Genomic DNA, 16,773 nt, shown 5'->3' with positions numbered 1-16,773 from the left:
ATCGCGATGCAGCTGCGGGATAATCGCTTGTGAGGTTCTGCAGTCACACGGGACATCACCTGTGGCATAAAAGACTCGTAAAGATTTCCGCGAAGCCGTTTACGGCCCGTTAACCTTTTCCGTTCAGATGTTGTGTGGTTAATGACGCGCAACACCTCTTAGCGAGGCGTTACTGCACAGGCCTGGGGCAAATAGGGGACCAGCGATGCGAGTGCTGTTGATTGAGGATGAGCCGACAACGGCGAAAGCCATCGAGCTCATGCTCACGACCGAAGGGTTCAATGTCTACTCGACCGATCTCGGCGAGGAAGGCCTCGATCTGGGCAAGCTGTATGATTACGACATCATCCTGCTCGACCTGAACCTGCCGGACATGCACGGCTACGACGTGCTCAAGAAACTGCGCGTCGCCAAGGTGCAGACGCCGGTCCTGATCCTTTCCGGCATCGCCGAAATGGACTCCAAGATCCGCTCGTTCGGCTTCGGGGCCGACGATTACGTGACCAAGCCGTTCCACCGCGAAGAGCTGGTCGCCCGCATCCATGCCGTGGTGCGCCGTTCGAAGGGCCACAGCCAGTCGATCATCCGCACCGGCAAGCTTGCCGTGAACCTCGATGCCAAGACCGTCGAAGTCGACAATGCCCGCGTCCACCTCACCGGCAAGGAATACGCGATGCTCGAGCTGCTTTCGCTGCGCAAGGGCACCACGCTGACCAAGGAAATGTTCCTCAACCACCTGTATGGCGGGATGGACGAGCCGGAACTCAAGATCATCGACGTCTTCATCTGCAAGCTGCGCAAGAAGCTCAGCCATGCCTGCGGCGGCGAAAATTACATCGAAACCGTCTGGGGCCGCGGCTATGTGTTGCGCGATCCGCAGGACGAGGCCGAAGCCGCGTAATTCTTCACGAATTCAGTCTTCCGTGAAAGAACGCCCGGGGCCTCGCGCTCCGGGCGTTTTTTCTTGGCGTTGCCCGCGGCTTCTGCAAACTCCGGTCTCTCCTTGTCGAAGGCCGGCTGCGCACGATGTCGATTCTCCACGAATACTCGGCCCCGATCGGCCTCGCGCTGCTGATAGCGGTGTTCGTCGCCTTCGTGCGCGAACGCCATCCGCCGGTGGTGGTGGCCGTGGTCGCCGGTGCGGCCATGCTTCCGCTCGGTTTCCTGTCGCCCGGCGACCTGCTCGGCACGTTCGCGAATTCCGCACCCGTAACCATCGCCGCGATGTTCATTCTTTCGGGCGCGCTGATGCGAACCGGCGCGCTGGAGGAGGTGACGGGATGGATCGTGCGGCGAACCACCCGCGCGCCGCGGCTGGCGACGGCGGAAATCGGGCTGGGGACCGTGGCCGCGTCCGCGTTCATGAACAACACGCCGGTGGTGATCGTGATGATCCCGGTCGTGCGCAAGCTCGCCCGGGCCCTCAACGTCGCCGCAACCCGGCTGCTGATCCCGCTGTCCTACCTGACGATCCTCGGCGGTACGCTGACCCTGATCGGGACTTCGACCAACCTGCTGGTAGACGGGGTCGCGCAGGAGGCGGGACAGGCGCCGTTCGGCATTTTCGAGATTACCGCTGTCGGCATGATTGCCCTGCTCGCCGGGCTGGCGATCCTGGCAGTCCTCGGCCCGATCCTGCTGCCCGATCGCGGCCCGCGCGCCGAGGACGAACAGAGCGAAAGCGACGTCTACCTCACGCACCTGATCCTGACCGCGAGGAGCCGCAATGTCGGCAGGAAGCTCTCGGAAACGGGGCTCTGGCGGCGTCCCGGTGTGCGCATCCTGGCGGTGAAGCGCGGTTCTGTCATGCAGCGCAGGCAGCTGGGAGATCACGTGCTGGCGGCGGAGGATCACCTGATCGTCAGCGCCAGCCCCGACGAGATCGCCTCGCTCGCCGAAGCCCCCGATTTCCGCACCGGGCTGGTGGGAGTCGGCGGCGGCGTCTCGACGGCGCGCGACGCACGGCCGAGCGATCTGCGAATGGTCGAGGCGGTGGTCTGCGCGACGCATCCGGTGGTGGGCCAGCGGCTGGCGGAAATCCAGCTGCTGTCGCGCCTGCGGGTCCGCGTGCTCGGCCTGTCACGCCCGCGCCATCTCGCCGGGCCTTCGCTTGCCCAAGTGCGCGTGCGTGCCGGTGATCGCCTGCTGATCGCCGCCGGGTCCGACGCGGCTCAGGCGCTGCAGGGCAACATGCAGCTCACCCATGTCGGCGCGACCAAGGCGCGCTCCTACCGCCGGCACAAGGCTCCGGTGGCCATCGCCACTCTCGCCGGAGTCGTTGCCGGGGCCGCCATCTTCGGGTTTCCCATCGAAGCGGTCGCCATATGCGGAGTCGCCGCGGTGCTGCTCACCCGGTGCATCGAACCGCACGATGCCTGGGCCAGCCTCGATGCGAACACGCTGGTGCTGATTTTCGGGATGCTGGCTTTCGGCAAGGGGCTGGAAAACGCGGGCACCGTCGAACTGGTCGTGTCCGCGCTCGCGCCGATGCTCGGCTCCAGCTCCCCGCTCGTGCTGATCCTGCTGGTCTACAGCCTGACCAGCATCCTGACCGAAGCGGTGACCAACAACGCGATCGCCGTCATCGTGACGCCGCTGGCGATCGGCCTGGCCGAGAGCGCCGGGATCGATCCGCGCCCGCTCATCGTTGCGGTCATGTTCGGTGCCAGCGCCAGCTTCGCCACCCCGATCGGCTATCAGACCAACACGCTGGTCTACGGCGCGGCGAACTATCGCTTCGTCGATTTCGTCAAGATCGGGGTGCCGATGAACATGGGGGTCGGGATCGCGACCTCACTGGCGATCTGGGCATTGTTCGCCTGATGCCGCTACGTGCGCGCCGATTTGCGAGAGATCCCGACCGCTCGGCTCCTGGAACAGCCTGAGATCGAATTCCGGCAGGATCGCCAGCAGGTGATCGAAGATATCGGCCTGGATCGCCTCGTATTCGCTCCAGGTCGTGGTGTCGGCAAAACAATAAATCTCGATCGGGAGCCCCTGCGCCCCTGGCGCGAGCTGGCGCACCAGCAACGTGAAGCCATCGCCGATGCGCTTGTGCCACTGGAGATAGGCGATCACGTAGGCGCGAAACGTCCCGATGTTGGTCAGCCGCCGCGCGTTCACCGGGCTCGTTTCCCCTTCGAGTTCGCTGGCATTCCAATCGGCGATCCCGGCGCGCTTGGCAGCGAGATACGGCTCGAGGATGCGGAACTTCGCGAGATCGGCCACCTCGTCGTCGCTCAGGAACCGGATCGCATTCTGGTCGATATGGATCGAGCGCTTGATCCGGCGTCCGCCCGCCTCGCGCATCCCGCGCCAATTGCGGTAGGAATCGGACACCAGCCGGTGCGTCGGGATCGTGGTGATGGTCTTGTCGAAATTCTGCACCTTCACCGTGTGCAGCGAGATGTCGATCACGTCGCCATCGGCGCTCATGCCGGGCATCTCGATCCAGTCGCCGACCCGCAGCATGTCCTGCGTGGTCAGCTGCACGCTCGCGACCAGCGACAGGATCGTGTCCTTGAACACCAGCAACAGCACCGCCGTGATCGCGCCGAGGCCCGACAGCAGCAGCAGCGGGGATTCATCGATCAGGACAGAGATCATGACGATTGCCGCGCCGCACAGGACAAGGATCTTCACCACCTGGACGAAGCCCTTGATCGGGCGGTTCCTCGACCGCGGCTGGCGCTCGTAGAGCTCGTTGAGATAGGTCAGCCCCTTGGCGATCGCCATCGCGATCGAGAACACGATCAGCGCCCGCGCGACATTGGTGATAACGATCGCCACTTCCGGATAGAGGTTCGGGACATAGTGAATGCCGCGCGAAACGATCACCAGCGGGATGACCGTGGCTAGCCACGCGGCGGCCTTGTCCGAGGTCAGCGTCTGCGTATCGAGATAGGGCGCGGCGGCGCGCAGGATCACGCGCTTGAGCAGGAAATTGATCGCCAGCGCCGCGATCGCGAGCAACGCCAGGCCGATCAGCGATTGTACCCACGGCACCTGCTGGGCGAAAAATGTCTGCAACTGTTCCATCGCGCCGCCGCCTAGCCGCAATGCGACCCGCGGCTCAACCCCCGCCCTCCCTCTGGACAGGCACCGCCCCGAGCGACTTGCGCGATCCGCAGGACGAGGCCGAAGCCGCGTAATTCTTCACGAATTCAGTCTTCCGTGAAAGAACGCCCGGAGCCTCGCGCTTCGGGCGTTTTTCGTTGTCGCCCGGTACCGAGGCTCCGCGACTGGACGACGGGCTCGCTTGGTGAGATGCTGCGCGCCTCGCCCGGAGGAGCCACGCCATGCCGCTTGTGCCAGATTTCCTCGCCGGTCGGACCCCGCCCGACCTTTACCATGCCTATCTCGAGCCCGCCTTCACGCCGTGGGCGCGCGCCTTGCTCGACACGCTTCGCCCTGTAGGTCGCCTGCTCGATCTCGCTTGCGGCACCGGCCTGGTAAGCCGCCTCGCCGCCGACCTGCCCGGCGTTGCGGCAATCGAAGCGATCGACGTCGCCGCGCCGATGATCGCCAAATCCGAAGCGCTCGATCCGGCTGCAGGAGAAACAGTGCGCTATTCGGTTGCGAGCGCGAGCGAACTGCCGTTCGACGACCACCATTTCGACGCCGCAATCTGCCAGCAGGGGCTGCAATTCTTTCCCGACAAGCCTGCCGCCCTGCGCGAAGTCCGCCGCGTTCTGAAGCCGGGGACGCGCGCGGCGTTCTCCACGTGGTGCCGCGCCGAAGACGGCAATGCGGTGTTTGGCGCATTCGAACGGATCATCGCAAAGGATTTGGGTGACGACCTCGTCCCGTTCGGCCCGTTCGCCTTCGGTGACCGCCGCACGATCGCCCGGCTGGCCGAGGAAGCAGGCTTCCGCGTTATTGCGCTCGAAGCCGAAAGCAGGCTCTCTCACCTGCCCGATCCGCGCACATTCGTGCTGTTCGATCTCGCCTTTCTCGGTCGCCCCGCCTCCGATGGCACGCTCCAGCCGATCATGGACTTCGACGATCCGGCCAGCGACGCCGTGATCGAGCGTCTGATCGAAAAGATGGACAGCGCGACGACGCAGTGGCGGCAGGAAGACGGCTCGCTGCTCGCACCGATGCGCGCGCATGTGTTGCTGGTCGAAGCCTGAACTGGACACCCGCGCGCTGCCCGATTACCCGCCCGGCCATGACTGCATTCAAGGAAGGCGATCCCACGACGCTCAGCCGGCTTTATGGCCGATCGGTGGGCAAGCCGCTGCGCGCGCGGCAGCAGGCGCTGGTCGACAACCTCCTGCCGCAGATCGCGGTGCCCGCCGAGGGCCCGGTGACCGCGCAAGCACTGTTCGGCGAGGATTGCCCGCTGCATTTCGAAATCGGCTTCGGCGGCGGGGAACACCTCGCCTATCGCGCCGACCTGCTGCCCAATCACGGCTTCATCGGCGCCGAGCCGTTCCTCAACGGCGTGGCGCAGGCGCTGACCCATATTGAGGAGCAACGGCTCGCCAACATCCGGCTGCACAATGGCGATGCGCTGGAAGTGCTTGCGCGCGTGCCCGACGGCGCGCTGACGATGCTCTATTTGCTTCACCCCGATCCGTGGCCCAAGAACAAGCACGCCAAGCGCCGGATGATGAACGATGGCCCGGTGCAGATGTTCGCCGACAAGCTGAAGCCCGGCGGCGAGTTTCGGTTCGGCACCGATCACCCGGTCTATCTGCGCCACGCGCTGATGGTGATGCAGCGCTTCACCGACGTCTTCGAATGGGTCGTCGAAGGGCCGTCAAGCTGGCAGAACCGCCCGAGCGGGTGGTGCGAAACGCGCTACGAAACGAAGGCGCGCGAAGTGTTCGGCCACGAAGTGTGGTACTTCCGCTTCCGGCGGCGGTGATTTCTATTTCGCGGCAGGCAACAGGGCCTCGATCGCAACCGAATAGAAGCGCGTTCCCCTGGCGCCCGACTGGCTGAAAATCAGCGACCCGTCAGCCAGCACCTGCACGGCACTGTCGTTATCCGAGGAAGAGAACGGCGCGGCCAGCAGCTTTGGAGACGCCCAGCCGTCACCCTCGCGCATGACGATGTAGAGATCTTCCCTGCTGCCCTCGCCGGCCAGATCGTAATTCGAAAACAGCAGATAACTGCCATCGGGCGACAATGCCGGATAGGCCTCGCCCGAGCTGTCCCCGGTGTGGAGATCGTTGATGTTGCGAACGATCCGGAAACTTTCCGGCTCGGGGCCGATTGCGACTTCATACAGTCCGATCCGCGCTTCGCCATCGAGCCTGCGATCGGTCCACATCACGCCCAGTCCCCCCTCGGCAGTGGTGAGCGCCACTTCGCCGTAGGCGGGCGTTGCCGTGATCCGCTCGACCTCGCCCCATCCCGAACGGCGCGACACCCGGTACAGATCGCGCCGCTGGTTGTCCGGCTCTGCGACCTTATGGCGATCGCTGCTGAAATACACATATTCGCCGTCATGGCTGGAGATCGGCGTGCCTTCCGCAGCCGAGAGATCGGCAAAGGGGGCCGGTTCGAGCGCGGACCATTCCCCGCCCTGCCACCGCCGCATCAGGATCCGGCGGTTCTTGCCGTCGTCATCGCCGGTGCCGACGAACATGGTCTGCAGGTCGATGCTGAACGTCACGTCCCAGGCGTTGAACCCATCGGGAAAGAAACCGTCGAGGATCGCCTGAGGCGAGCGGCTCCGGGTCTGCAGCTGCGCCGCTGGGCCGTAGGCGCGCCCCTGTTCGTCCCAGTAGCGGAAGGGCGATTGCCTCACCCCCATTTCGAAGATGCCCTCGAACGCCTTTTGCCCGTTCTCGTGCCAGCCTTCGCTCGGCCCATGCCATCTGTCTTGGGTAACGTAGGACCGTTCGCTGACGATGCCGTTGGGGTGGAAATAGATCCACACTCCCTCGCCCTTGCCGTCCTTCCATTCGGCGATCAGTTTGAGGGTCCCGTCCTCGTTCCATTCCTGAAACAGGCCGTTGACCTCGCCATCCTTCCGGAACGCGCGCTTGGCCAGACGACCGTTGTCGTGCCGCACGATCTCGGCTGTCACATCACGATCGCCGGGTGCAGGGGTAACCACCGGATCGTACTCCTGCGACAGGGTCGGCGTGGCGGTCCCCAGGCTGGCGATGATGCCGACGAGTGCGATGGTGGGGATGCGAATTTTCTCTGTCATTTCTGCTGGATAGCAAAGGCCGCTTTGCGCAGGTGCGCAAAGATGCCCTTCCATTGAACGCAAAACGCCATATGAGCGCACAAAATGAACAATAAGCGCCAAATGCAGCTCGATTCGCTCGATCGGCGAATTCTCACCGTGCTGCAAAATGATGCGGGCCAGCCCTTGGCTGCGATTGCCGAAGTCGTCGGCAGCTCCGAATCGAGCGTGCGCCGACGGATCAAACGCCTGCGCACCGCAGGCGTGATCGACCGCGAGGTCGCCTTGCTCAATCATCGCTATGCCGGGATCGAAATCATCGTCTCGGTGTCGATGAACGAAGAGCATTCGAGCCGCTACGACGCTCTGAAGAAGAGGTTCCTGAACGATCCCGCCGTCTCGCAATGTTACCGCGTGACGGGCGAGGTGGACATGATCCTGCATGTGCGCGCGCCGGACATGAGCCACTACGAAGTCTGGCTGGAGGACAACATTCTCGCCGATCCGGCCGTCCGGCGGTGCACGTCGTACGTCGTCTATTCGCGCATCAAGTTTTCGACCGAGATTGCGCTCGACGATTGATTCCGGCCCAGGCCGCACGCGGCAGGGGCGTTGCTGCAAGCAGCTGTGCGCCGGCAGAATTGCAATTGCCGATACGCTCGGCCACGATCCCTGCCTTGACGGGGGAAACGCGAATGACTTCACGGCGGCAATTCATGGGCGGACTGGTGGTGGCGGCAGGCGCGCTGGCGGCGTGCCGCGAGATCGCGCCGGGCGAGGTTGGCGGCGAACGGGCGGCCAATCCCGACGCAACCGTACTGGACGCCGAAGCGCTGGAGGATGCGCTGGTCGGGAGTTCGTATCTCGGCACCGGCGGCGGGGGCAGCCTCGAAGCAGCCCGCGAACTGGTCGCAAAGGACCTTGCCGCGGGACTGATCGTCACCGCCCTGCCCGTGTCGGCGCTCGCCGATACTGACCGCGTCGCCTGCCCCTATGGCCTCGCCAGTCTCGCCGAGACCAGCGCAGAGATGCAGGCGCGGCTCGACGCGATCGCAAACAAGGTCGAGGAGCCGGTGCAGGCCGCGTTCGAGGCGCTCGAACGGCACCTCGATCAGAAATTCGCCGGCGTGATCCTCGGCGAGATCGGACCGCTCAGCCTCGCCGAAGGGCTGTCGATCGCTGCGCGGCTGGGCGTGCCCGCGCTCGATGCCGATACGGTTGGACGAGCCGTGCCGGAGATCAACCAGCACTCGGTCAAGGTCGCAGGGCTACCGCTCACCCCGATCGGCGCGGCCACTCCGTTCGGCGACGAGATGATCATCGAAACGCTCGGCGACCCCACTCGCGCCGAGGATATCTTGCGCAGCGTCGCGGTGGTCAGCCGTGCCTGCGGCGTCGCGGACAGCCCGATCACCGGCGCGCAGGCGAAACAGGACGGCACGCTGGTGACCGGCAGCCTGACCCTTGCTCGCAATATCGGCGCAGCGGTGCGCGAGGCGAAAGCGGCGGGCGGCGACCCGATCGAAGCCGCCCGCGCCGTTGGCGACGGCTACCTGCTGTTCACCGGCACGGTTGCGAGCACCGAATGGCGTGACGAGGACGGATTTCTGCAAGGCACAGTCAGGCTTAAAGGCACCGGCGACTTCGCGGGGCAGAGCTTCGCAACCGACGTCAAGAACGAGCACCTCGTCGCACGCCGCGACGGCGCGTTGGTGGCGACCTGCCCCGATCTCATCAGCATCATCGACCTCGAAAGCGCCGACGGGATCGTGAACCCCGGTTACGAGAACGGACAGGCGGTGGCGGTGCTGGGCTTTCGCTCCGACCCGCTATGGCGCACCGACGCAGGCTTGGCCGTCTTCAGCCCGAGGTATTTCGGGTACGACCTCGACTATGTCCCGATTGAGGAGCTGGTGGGTTAACCCACCACCCCCGCGCTCGCCAGCACTGCCAGCGTCAGCACGTCGGGCGCGATCGCCGTCATCGGCACGATCTGCACCGGCTTCTCCATCCCGATCAGCATCGGACCGATCGTCGCGTTTCCGCCGAGCTCGCGCAGGATCTTGGCCGAAAGGTTGGCCGATTGCAGGCCGGGCATCACCAGCACGTTGGCGGGCGCGGACAACCGGCTGAAGGGGTAGAGCTCCATCACCTTGGGATTGAGCGCCGCGTCGGGCGCCATTTCGCCTTCGTATTCGAAACCTGGGTCCTCGCGGTCGAGGATGTGCACCGCCTCGCGGATATTCGCGAGCCACTGGCCCGACGGGTTGCCGAAGGTCGAATAGCTGAGGAACGCGACGCGCGGTTCGTGGCCCATGCGGCGCGCGACCGCAGCGGTTTCCCTGGCGATATGCGCGAGTTCCTCGGCGCTCGGGCGTTCGTTGATCGTGGTGTCGGCGAGGAAGGTCGTGTGGTTCTTGCCGATCATCATGTGGATGCCGAACGGCAGCGCGCCCGGCTTGGGATCGAGCACGCGGTTGATCTCCTTCGCGGTCTGCGCGAAGGTCCGCGTCAGGCCCGAAATCATCCCGTCCCCATGCCCCAGCGCGACCAGCAGCGCGGCGAAGACGTTGCGCTCCTGATTGACCATCCGGCGCACGTCGCGCTCGGTATAGCCGCGCCGCTGCAAACGCTTGTAGAGATAATCGACCATCGCGGGCACGTGCTCGCTGTCGGCCGAGTTCTGAATCTCGAAACTGCCGGGGTCGCTGACCGAAAGCTGGTGCAGCTTGTCGACCACCGCCTTGGTCCGCCCGACCAGGATCGGGGTGCCGTAACCGAAATCGCGGAACTGGATCGCGGCGCGCAGCACCACCTCTTCCTCCGCCTCGGCGAACACCATCCGGCGCGGGTTGTTGCGCGCGTCCTCGTAAACCCCGGTCAGCACCGATGTGGTGGGGTTGAGCCGCGATTTGAGCGCGTGGCGGTACTGGTCGAAATCCTCGATCTGCGCCTGCGCCACGCCCGAATCCATCGCCGCCTTCGCCACCGCCGAGGACACGACCTCGATCAGGCGCGGATCGAACGGGGCGGGGATGATGTAGTCGGTGCCGAACTTGTGGTTGCGGCCATAAGCGCTGGCCACTTCTTCCGGCACGCTCTGGCGCGCCAGCGCGGCAATCGCCTGTGCGGCGGCGATCTTCATCTCTTCGTTGATCGTGGTCGCCTGCACGTCGAGCGCGCCGCGGAAGATGAAGGGGAAGCCGAGCACGTTGTTGACCTGGTTGGGAAAATCGCTGCGCCCGGTGGCGATAATCGCATCGGGGCGCACCGCCTTGGCTTCATCGGGCATGATTTCCGGCACCGGGTTGGCCATGGCGAAGATGATCGGCTTGTCGGCCATCTTCTTCACCCATTCGGGCTTGAGCGCCCCGGCCGCCGACAGGCCGAGGAAAATATCCGCGCCGACCAGCGCCTCTTCGAGGCTGCGCGCCTCGGTCGGCACGGCGTGCGCGCTCTTCCACTGGTCGACATCGTCGCGCCCCGGATAGATCGGGCCGGAACGGTCGCACACGATCACGTTTTCGTGGCGGATCCCCATCGCCTTGATCAGCGCGGTGCAGGCCAGCGCCGAGGCACCCGCGCCGTTCACCACCATCTTGCAATCCTTGAGCTCGCGGCCGGTCAGGTGGCAGGCATTGATGAGACCGGCGGCGGCGATGATCGCGGTGCCGTGCTGGTCATCGTGCATCACCGGGATTTTCATCCGCTCGCGAAGCGCCTGCTCGATGATGAAGCATTCGGGCGCCTTGATGTCTTCAAGATTGATGCCGCCAAAGCTCGGCTCCATCAGCGCCACGGCATTGATGAACGCTTCGGGGTCCTCGGTATCGAGCTCGATATCGATCGAATCGACATCGGCGAAGCGCTTGAACAACACCGCCTTGCCCTCCATCACCGGCTTGGATGCCAGCGCGCCGAGATTGCCGAGGCCGAGGATCGCGGTGCCGTTGGAAATCACCGCCACCATGTTCGAGCGCGCGGTGTAGCGCGCGGCGAGCGAGGGATCGGCGGCAATCGCTTCGACCGGCGCGGCGACGCCCGGCGAATAGGCCAGGCTGAGATCGCGCTGCGAGGTCATCGGCTTGGTCGCGACCACCTCCAGCTTACCCGGACGGATCGTCTCGTGGTAGAACAGCGCCTCGCGCGTGGTGAAAGACGGTGTGCGGTCGTCGGCCATAAGCCCCTCTGAACAAGTCTCGCCGGATGGATTGCGATGCGCTTAGCCCGGTCGCGGCACAAGCGATAGGGGAAAGCGCCGCCGGAACCGTTCCGAATCGGCGAGGCCCCGGTTAGGCCAGTCGGATGGCCGCCAAAGTAACCCCGATGATGGAACAATACCTCGCGCTCAAGCGCGAGGCCGAGGGGTCGCTGCTGTTCTACCGGATGGGCGATTTCTTCGAGCTGTTCTTCGACGACGCCAGGGTGGCATCCGACATTCTCGACATCGCGCTGACCAGCCGGGGCGAACACGGCGGCGACCCGATACCGATGTGCGGGGTTCCGGTGCATTCGGCGGAAGGCTACCTTGCACGGCTGATAAAGGCCGGTCAGCGGGTGGCGATCGCCGAACAGGTCGAGACGCCCGAGGAAGCGAAGGCGCGCGCGAAACGCGAGGGCAAGCCCTCGTCCAAGGCGCTGGTGCAGCGCGATATCGTTCGGTTCGTGACGGCGGGCACACTGACCGAGGAAGCGCTGCTCGAACCGCGCCGGGCCAACATGCTCGCGGCACTGGCGGGCGTGCGCGGGACGATCGGGATTGCCAGCTGCGACATTTCGACCGGGGCGATGGTGCTGGAGGAATGCGCACCGGAGATGCTGGGCGCAGAGCTGGCCCGACTGGGCGCGACCGAAGTGGTGGTGCCAGAAGAGTGGGACTTCGGGCCGGACGATACGACATTTCACAACCGCTCCGATTTCACCAGCGATGCAGGCGAGGCGCAGCTCAGGCGGGTGCATCGGGTCGCCACGCTCGACGGCTTCGGCGACTTTTCGCGCGCGATGCTGGCGGCGGCGGGGGGGCTGATCGGGTATCTCGACTATGTCGGGCGCGGCACCCTGCCGCTGCTGCTGCCCCCGGTCCTGCGTGCGGCCAAGGCCGGCATGGCGATGGACGAAGCCACGCGGGCAAGTCTCGAGATCCTCGAGAGTCAGCAGGGTGGACGCGCGGGAAGTCTGGTTGCCACGCTTGATCGCTGCGCCACGGGAGCTGGATCGCGGCTACTGGCTGAAGACCTCTCCGCCCCGCTGCTCGACCGCGCACAGATCGAGGATCGTCTGGCGCTGGTGCAGTTCTGGCGCGACCGGCCGATCGAACGGGCGCAGCTGCGCGACGTCCTGCGCGCTCTGCCCGATATTGGCCGGGCGCTCGGACGGATCGTTGCCGGACGCGGCAGCCCGCGCGATCTCGGACAGATTCGCGACGGGCTGAACGAAGCGCGGCGGCTGCACGACTGGCTCAGGGCCGAGGCCGACCGCCCGGTCTTACTCGATACGCTTCTTCCGCAGCTCAGCGGCCACGGCGCGCTCACCGACCTGCTTGATCGCGCGCTCGTCCCCTCGCCGCCGACCGAACGCGCCAATGGCGGGTTCATCGCGGAAGGCTACGATGCCGGGCTCGACGAATTGCGCGAAATCTCCGGCAATGCCCGCCGCGCCATCGCGCGGATGGAGGCCCGCTATCGCGAGGAAACCGGGGTCGCGAGCCTCAAGATCAAGCATAACGGCGTGCTCGGCTATTTCATCGAGGTGCCCAGCCGCCATGCCGACAGGTTCATGGAGGCCGATAGCGGCTTCACCCATCGCCAGACGATGAAAGGCGCGGTGCGCTTCAACTCGCTGGCGCTGCACGAAGAGGCCTCGCGGATTTCCGAAGCGGGCGGACGCGCGCTCGCCGCCGAGGACGCGCATTTCGAGGAATTGGTCGGGGAAGTCACGGCTGCACGGGAACGGATCGCCGCCACCGCCGCCGCGCTGGCGCGGATCGACGTTGCGGCGGGCAATGCCGAGCGCGCCAGCGAAGGCGACTGGTGTCGCCCGCAGATCGAGGACGAACCGGGCATCGCCATCGCGGCGGGGCGTCACCCGGTCGTCGAGGCGGCCTTGTCGAAGACCGGCGAGAGGTTCGTTGCGAATGATTGCAGCCTGTCAGACCGCGACCGGCTGTGGCTGATCGGCGGCCCCAATATGGGCGGCAAATCGACCTTCCTGCGCCAGAATGCGCTGATCGTCCTGATGGCGCAGGCGGGATGCTACGTTCCCGCCGGGTCGGCGCAAATCGGCATGGTCGATCGGCTGTTCAGCCGCGTCGGCGCATCCGACAACCTTGCTCGCGGCCGGTCGACCTTCATGGTCGAGATGATCGAGACCGCCGCGATCCTGACGCAGGCGACCGAACGGAGCTTCGTGATCCTCGACGAGGTTGGGCGCGGAACCTCAACCTATGACGGGCTGGCGCTGGCCTGGGCTGTGGTCGAGGCGGTGCATTCGCGCATCGCCTGCCTGTGCCTGTTCGCGACCCACTATCACGAGCTCGCCCGGCTCGCCGAAAGTTGCGAGGCGCTCTCGCTCCACCACGTCCGCGCGCGCGAATGGAAAGGCGATCTGGTGCTGCTGCACGAGCTTGCCGAGGGGCCTGCCGATCGCAGCTATGGTCTCGCCGTGGCCAAGCTCGCCGGGGTCCCGGCGCCGGTCGTCGAGCGCGCGCGGCAAGTGCTCGCGAAGCTGGAGAAATCGCGCTCCGAAACCGGCGGGATTGCAGCGGGACTGGGCGATCTTCCGCTGTTCGCCGCCGCCTCCCCCGTGCCCGAAGCCACACCGGAAGACACGCTGGCCGAGCGGCTGCGCGAAACCGATCTAGACGCCCTTTCCCCGCGCGAGGCGCTCGACCTGCTCTACGACCTCAAGCGCGGGCTCAATTCCACCAAACGTTAACCCAAATCGGGCTATCGTCGCCCGCATGTCGAGAATCTTGTTCGAAAACAGCAAAGTTGCGCTCGCATTTGCCGGGATCACGCTGGCCGGGGCGGCCGTGCTGATGGGTACCGACAATTCGCTCAGCGGCGTCGATGTCGACGGGGCGGAAGGAGCGGCAACGCCGGTGCGCGTCGTCGAGCGCACCCAGCAATCGCAGGCGCTCCCGCCGCAGCCGGACATTGCCGACTGGGTATCCGACGAAGAGCTGATCGATAATGCCGAGGGATTCGATCCCGACCCGGCCCAAAGCTCGGACCTCGTCGACGAGGACGATTCCCGCAAGAACGACGATGCCGGGGCGCAGGACGAACGATCCGCGTCCAAGGATCGGGGCGAACCGGCAGCGCGGCAAGCGCGCGACCGGTCGGACAAGGTCGGGCGCGCGACCAGCCAGCCGGCGGTGCCCGAGGGCCTGTCGCCGGGCGGCGGTCCGGTCGACGAGGTGAAGTAGGCCTGCCTGCGAAGCGCTGCAGGGCGTGCGGTCAGCCGTCCTTGTACTTGCTCGTATCGTCGTCGTGGTTGGGTTCGCCTTCGAACGCGCCATTGTCGATCCGTCCGGACTTTTCCATATCGCGCATCTGATCGATCAGGTCCGTCTCGTTTCCGGCAACGCCATCGACGCCGGGTGACGCGGGCTTGCGGCTTTCGGTTCCACCGGGTTTGCCATGCGACCCGTCCTGCGCCTGCTGGGCGACCTCCTGCGCCTGCGCGCGGTGATCGTCCTGCTCGTCATTGTGGGTTTCGGGGGCGAGCCCGGCCTGGCGCTGCTCCTGGCTGACGGGGTTCCTAGTATCGGTCATGCAAATGCTCCTTTGCAAAACCAACGGGATGACCCTGCACCAGGTTCCGATTTAGCGCGTCGGAACGGGCGCCTCGCCCGAATAATCGTAGAACCCGCGCCCGGTCTTGCGGCCGAGCCAGCCGGCCTCGACATACTTCACCAGCAGCGGGGCGGGGCGATACTTGCTGTCGCGGGTGGTCCGGTAGAGCACGTTGATGATGTCGAGGCAGGTATCGAGCCCGACGAAATCGGCGAGCTGCAGCGGCCCCATCGGGTGGTTGAGACCGAGCCGGCAACCCTTGTCGATATCCTCGATCCCGGCGGTCGACTGGCCGAGCACGAACACCGCCTCGTTGATCATCGGCAGCAGGATCCGGTTGACGACGAAGCCGGGCTCGTCCTGGCTCAGCACCACTTCCTTGCCCAGCCCCTTGGCGAAGGCTGTCACGCGGTCGGTGGTGACCTGCGCCGTGGCAAGGCCGGGGATCACTTCGATCAGGCCCATCACCGGGACCGGGTTGAAAAAGTGCAGCCCGATGAACCGCGCCGGATCGGGCGAATGGTTGGCCATGCGGGTGATCGGGATCGAGCTGGTGTTCGACGCCATGATCGCAGTCGGCGCGAGGACCTTTCCGGCGGCGTCGAAGATCGCGTTCTTGATCTCCTCGCGCTCGGTCGCGGCTTCGATGATGAGATCGGCGGATTCCATCGGCGCGTAGTCGGCGACCGGAGTGATGCGGGCGAGCAGCTGTTCGGCTTCGCCGGCCTCGATCTTGCCGCGGCCGGCGAGCTTGACCAGCGCCGCTTCGACCTTGGCCTTGCCCGCCTCGGCAGCGGCGAGGTCGATATCGGAGAGCATCACCTGCATTCCGTGTTGCGCCACGGTCTGGGCGATGCCGGTGCCCATCTGCCCGGCCCCGATGACAGCAATATTCCGCATGGCAGCAATCCCTTCGCAAGTGCAGCAAGCGGCCTGTTAGCCGTGGGCCGCAGGATTGGCTAGCGATTCGCTCCCGGGATCCACTTCACGTCGGCGGAGCCATTGTCGTTGAGCACCCGGGCGAGCACGAACAGCAGGTCGGAAAGCCGGTTGATATAGGCGAGCGCCGCCGGATTGGTCGGGGTCTCGCCCGCCAGTGCAGTCATCGCGCGCTCGGCTGCACGGGTCGTGGCGCGGGCCACATGGACGCGCGCCGCCGCCTCGCTGCCGCCCGGCAGGACGAAGCTGGTGAGCGGGTCCAGCCGCTCGTTGAGCGCGTCGATCTGCGCCTCGATCCATTGCGGCTGGGCGGGCACGATCCGCAGCACCATCTCGGACGGCGCGAAATCGCCGCCGTCGCTGGGGGTGGCGAGGTCCGCCCCGAGATCGAACAGGTCGTTCTGGATGCGGGTCAGCAGCGCGCGATGCGCCTCCCCGTCGATGGCCCCATCGATGGCGCAGACTGCCAGCCCGATCGCGCTGTTGGCTTCATCGACCGCGCCGATCGCGGCGATCCGCGCGGAATGCTTGGGACAGCGCGAACCGTCGACCAGTCCGGTCGTGCCGTCGTCGCCGGTGCGGGTGTAGATCTTGGTGAGCTTGACCATGACAGCGCCTATGCGCCGGGATCGGCGGCTCGTCTAGCGCGAGACGGCGAGGATGATCGCCACCACGACGATCGCCAGCGCCTGATACTTGATGCGCGCGAACATCGCCTTGTTTTGCAGCAACTGCATGTCGGTCGCGGTTTCGCCCTTGCCGGTTTCGAGATCGACCTTGGTGGTCCTGAGGAATGCGATGATCCCTCGCACCAGCGAGACCACAACCATGATGCAGAGAATGACGAGCGCGGGGACGAGAATATATTCCATACGCACTAAATGGACGCGC

At 65.6% G+C, this 16,773-nt stretch carries 15 protein-coding genes; 8 read left to right on the top strand and 7 right to left on the bottom strand.

The annotated features are described in order from the left end of the window. The first annotated feature begins 205 nt into the window (after positions 1-205). On the top strand, positions 206-901 hold the full coding sequence (ctrA, locus tag KDC96_RS14425; protein WP_212449073.1) for a response regulator transcription factor CtrA: 696 nt from the start codon (positions 206-208) through the stop codon (positions 899-901). 125 nt (positions 902-1,026) lie between these two features. Further along, the gene (locus KDC96_RS14420) at positions 1,027-2,823 is read left to right on the top strand and encodes an SLC13 family permease (protein ID WP_212449072.1); all 1,797 of its coding nucleotides are present in this window, start codon (positions 1,027-1,029) and stop codon (positions 2,821-2,823) included. Here the strand turns inward: KDC96_RS14420 and KDC96_RS14415 are convergent. After that, positions 2,794-4,038, bottom strand: a complete 1,245-nt coding sequence (locus KDC96_RS14415) for a mechanosensitive ion channel family protein (protein ID WP_212449071.1) — start codon at positions 4,036-4,038, stop codon at positions 2,794-2,796. The two genes, KDC96_RS14420 and KDC96_RS14415, sit on opposite strands and share 30 nt — an antisense overlap. Before the next feature lie 260 nt (positions 4,039-4,298). Between KDC96_RS14415 and KDC96_RS14410 the strand changes: the two genes are divergently transcribed. Together KDC96_RS14410 and KDC96_RS14405 are read left to right on the top strand one after the other, a co-directional pair. Continuing rightward, the gene (locus tag KDC96_RS14410) at positions 4,299-5,132 is read left to right on the top strand and encodes a class I SAM-dependent methyltransferase (RefSeq protein WP_212449070.1); all 834 of its coding nucleotides are present in this window, start codon (positions 4,299-4,301) and stop codon (positions 5,130-5,132) included. Between the two features lie 38 nt (positions 5,133-5,170). Then, complete coding sequence (locus tag KDC96_RS14405; protein ID WP_212449069.1) at positions 5,171-5,872, top strand: tRNA (guanosine(46)-N(7))-methyltransferase TrmB; 702 nt, start codon at positions 5,171-5,173, stop codon at positions 5,870-5,872. A gap of 3 nt (positions 5,873-5,875) precedes the next feature. Here the strand turns inward: KDC96_RS14405 and KDC96_RS14400 are convergent, their stop codons facing one another. Beyond that, positions 5,876-7,168 carry a PD40 domain-containing protein gene (locus KDC96_RS14400; RefSeq protein WP_212449068.1) on the bottom strand — a complete coding sequence of 431 codons (1,293 nt, stop codon included), beginning with the start codon at positions 7,166-7,168 and terminating at the stop codon, positions 5,876-5,878. Positions 7,169-7,252: 84 nt separating this feature from the next. Here KDC96_RS14400 and KDC96_RS14395 point away from each other — a divergent pair, with 84 nt between their 5' ends. Then, a complete protein-coding gene (locus tag KDC96_RS14395) occupies positions 7,253-7,729 on the top strand; it encodes an Lrp/AsnC family transcriptional regulator (RefSeq protein ID WP_212449067.1) in 477 nt (158 codons plus the stop codon). 113 nt (positions 7,730-7,842) lie between these two features. Then, positions 7,843-9,069: a DUF917 domain-containing protein gene (locus KDC96_RS14390; RefSeq protein WP_212449066.1), complete on the top strand. Its 1,227-nt coding sequence runs from the start codon at positions 7,843-7,845 to the stop codon at positions 9,067-9,069. Here the strand turns inward: KDC96_RS14390 and KDC96_RS14385 are convergent. Next, positions 9,066-11,327 (bottom strand): NADP-dependent malic enzyme, encoded by a 2,262-nt coding sequence (locus KDC96_RS14385; RefSeq protein WP_212449065.1) that lies wholly within the window; start codon positions 11,325-11,327, stop codon positions 9,066-9,068. The two genes, KDC96_RS14390 and KDC96_RS14385, sit on opposite strands and share 4 nt — an antisense overlap. 125 nt (positions 11,328-11,452) lie before the next feature. Here KDC96_RS14385 and mutS point away from each other — a divergent pair, with 125 nt between their 5' ends. Continuing rightward, entirely contained in the window at positions 11,453-14,080 is a 2,628-nt protein-coding gene (gene mutS / locus KDC96_RS14380; RefSeq protein ID WP_212449064.1) for a DNA mismatch repair protein MutS, read from the top strand. A gap of 25 nt (positions 14,081-14,105) precedes the next feature. Then, complete coding sequence (locus tag KDC96_RS14375; protein ID WP_212449063.1) at positions 14,106-14,573, top strand: hypothetical protein; 468 nt, start codon at positions 14,106-14,108, stop codon at positions 14,571-14,573. A gap of 31 nt (positions 14,574-14,604) precedes the next feature. On the opposite strand, the gene KDC96_RS14370 is transcribed toward KDC96_RS14375, so the two are convergent. Genes KDC96_RS14370 through KDC96_RS14355 form a run of 4 tightly spaced genes read right to left on the bottom strand, consistent with a single transcriptional unit; the run spans position 14,605 to position 16,754 of the window. Next, positions 14,605-14,922, bottom strand: coding sequence for a hypothetical protein (locus tag KDC96_RS14370; protein ID WP_212449062.1), 318 nt, complete (start codon positions 14,920-14,922; stop codon positions 14,605-14,607). A gap of 51 nt (positions 14,923-14,973) precedes the next feature. Continuing rightward, positions 14,974-15,843 carry a 3-hydroxyacyl-CoA dehydrogenase NAD-binding domain-containing protein gene (locus tag KDC96_RS14365; RefSeq protein WP_212449061.1) on the bottom strand — a complete coding sequence of 290 codons (870 nt, stop codon included), beginning with the start codon at positions 15,841-15,843 and terminating at the stop codon, positions 14,974-14,976. Positions 15,844-15,902: 59 nt separating this feature from the next. Continuing rightward, positions 15,903-16,490, bottom strand: a complete 588-nt coding sequence (locus KDC96_RS14360; RefSeq protein WP_212449060.1) for a cob(I)yrinic acid a,c-diamide adenosyltransferase — start codon at positions 16,488-16,490, stop codon at positions 15,903-15,905. Positions 16,491-16,523: 33 nt separating this feature from the next. Further along, complete coding sequence (locus tag KDC96_RS14355) at positions 16,524-16,754, bottom strand: HIG1 domain-containing protein (protein ID WP_212449059.1); 231 nt, start codon at positions 16,752-16,754, stop codon at positions 16,524-16,526. Positions 16,755-16,773: the final 19 nt, after the last annotated feature.

It is taken from the genome of Erythrobacter sp. JK5, from assembly GCF_018205975.1.
Classification (GTDB): Bacteria; Pseudomonadota; Alphaproteobacteria; order Sphingomonadales; family Sphingomonadaceae; genus Erythrobacter.
Note: the sequence above shows the minus strand (reverse complement) of the source record. Positions and strands in the feature narration are given on the sequence as shown.

Coding starts and splice junctions, on each gene's coding strand:
- KDC96_RS14390 (WP_212449066.1), top strand. CDS start 7,843: ATGACTTCACGGCGGCAATTCATGGGCGGACTGGTGGTGGCGGCAGGC.
- KDC96_RS14365 (WP_212449061.1), bottom strand. CDS start 15,843: ATGCGGAATATTGCTGTCATCGGGGCCGGGCAGATGGGCACCGGCATC.
- KDC96_RS14375 (WP_212449063.1), top strand. CDS start 14,106: ATGTCGAGAATCTTGTTCGAAAACAGCAAAGTTGCGCTCGCATTTGCC.
- KDC96_RS14410 (WP_212449070.1), top strand. CDS start 4,299: ATGCCGCTTGTGCCAGATTTCCTCGCCGGTCGGACCCCGCCCGACCTT.
- KDC96_RS14370 (WP_212449062.1), bottom strand. CDS start 14,922: ATGACCGATACTAGGAACCCCGTCAGCCAGGAGCAGCGCCAGGCCGGG.
- KDC96_RS14360 (WP_212449060.1), bottom strand. CDS start 16,490: ATGGTCAAGCTCACCAAGATCTACACCCGCACCGGCGACGACGGCACG.
- ctrA (WP_212449073.1), top strand. CDS start 206: ATGCGAGTGCTGTTGATTGAGGATGAGCCGACAACGGCGAAAGCCATC.
- KDC96_RS14400 (WP_212449068.1), bottom strand. CDS start 7,168: ATGACAGAGAAAATTCGCATCCCCACCATCGCACTCGTCGGCATCATC.
- mutS (WP_212449064.1), top strand. CDS start 11,453: ATGGCCGCCAAAGTAACCCCGATGATGGAACAATACCTCGCGCTCAAG.
- KDC96_RS14355 (WP_212449059.1), bottom strand. CDS start 16,754: ATGGAATATATTCTCGTCCCCGCGCTCGTCATTCTCTGCATCATGGTT.
- KDC96_RS14415 (WP_212449071.1), bottom strand. CDS start 4,038: ATGGAACAGTTGCAGACATTTTTCGCCCAGCAGGTGCCGTGGGTACAA.
- KDC96_RS14420 (WP_212449072.1), top strand. CDS start 1,027: ATGTCGATTCTCCACGAATACTCGGCCCCGATCGGCCTCGCGCTGCTG.
- KDC96_RS14385 (WP_212449065.1), bottom strand. CDS start 11,327: ATGGCCGACGACCGCACACCGTCTTTCACCACGCGCGAGGCGCTGTTC.
- KDC96_RS14405 (WP_212449069.1), top strand. CDS start 5,171: ATGACTGCATTCAAGGAAGGCGATCCCACGACGCTCAGCCGGCTTTAT.
- KDC96_RS14395 (WP_212449067.1), top strand. CDS start 7,253: ATGAACAATAAGCGCCAAATGCAGCTCGATTCGCTCGATCGGCGAATT.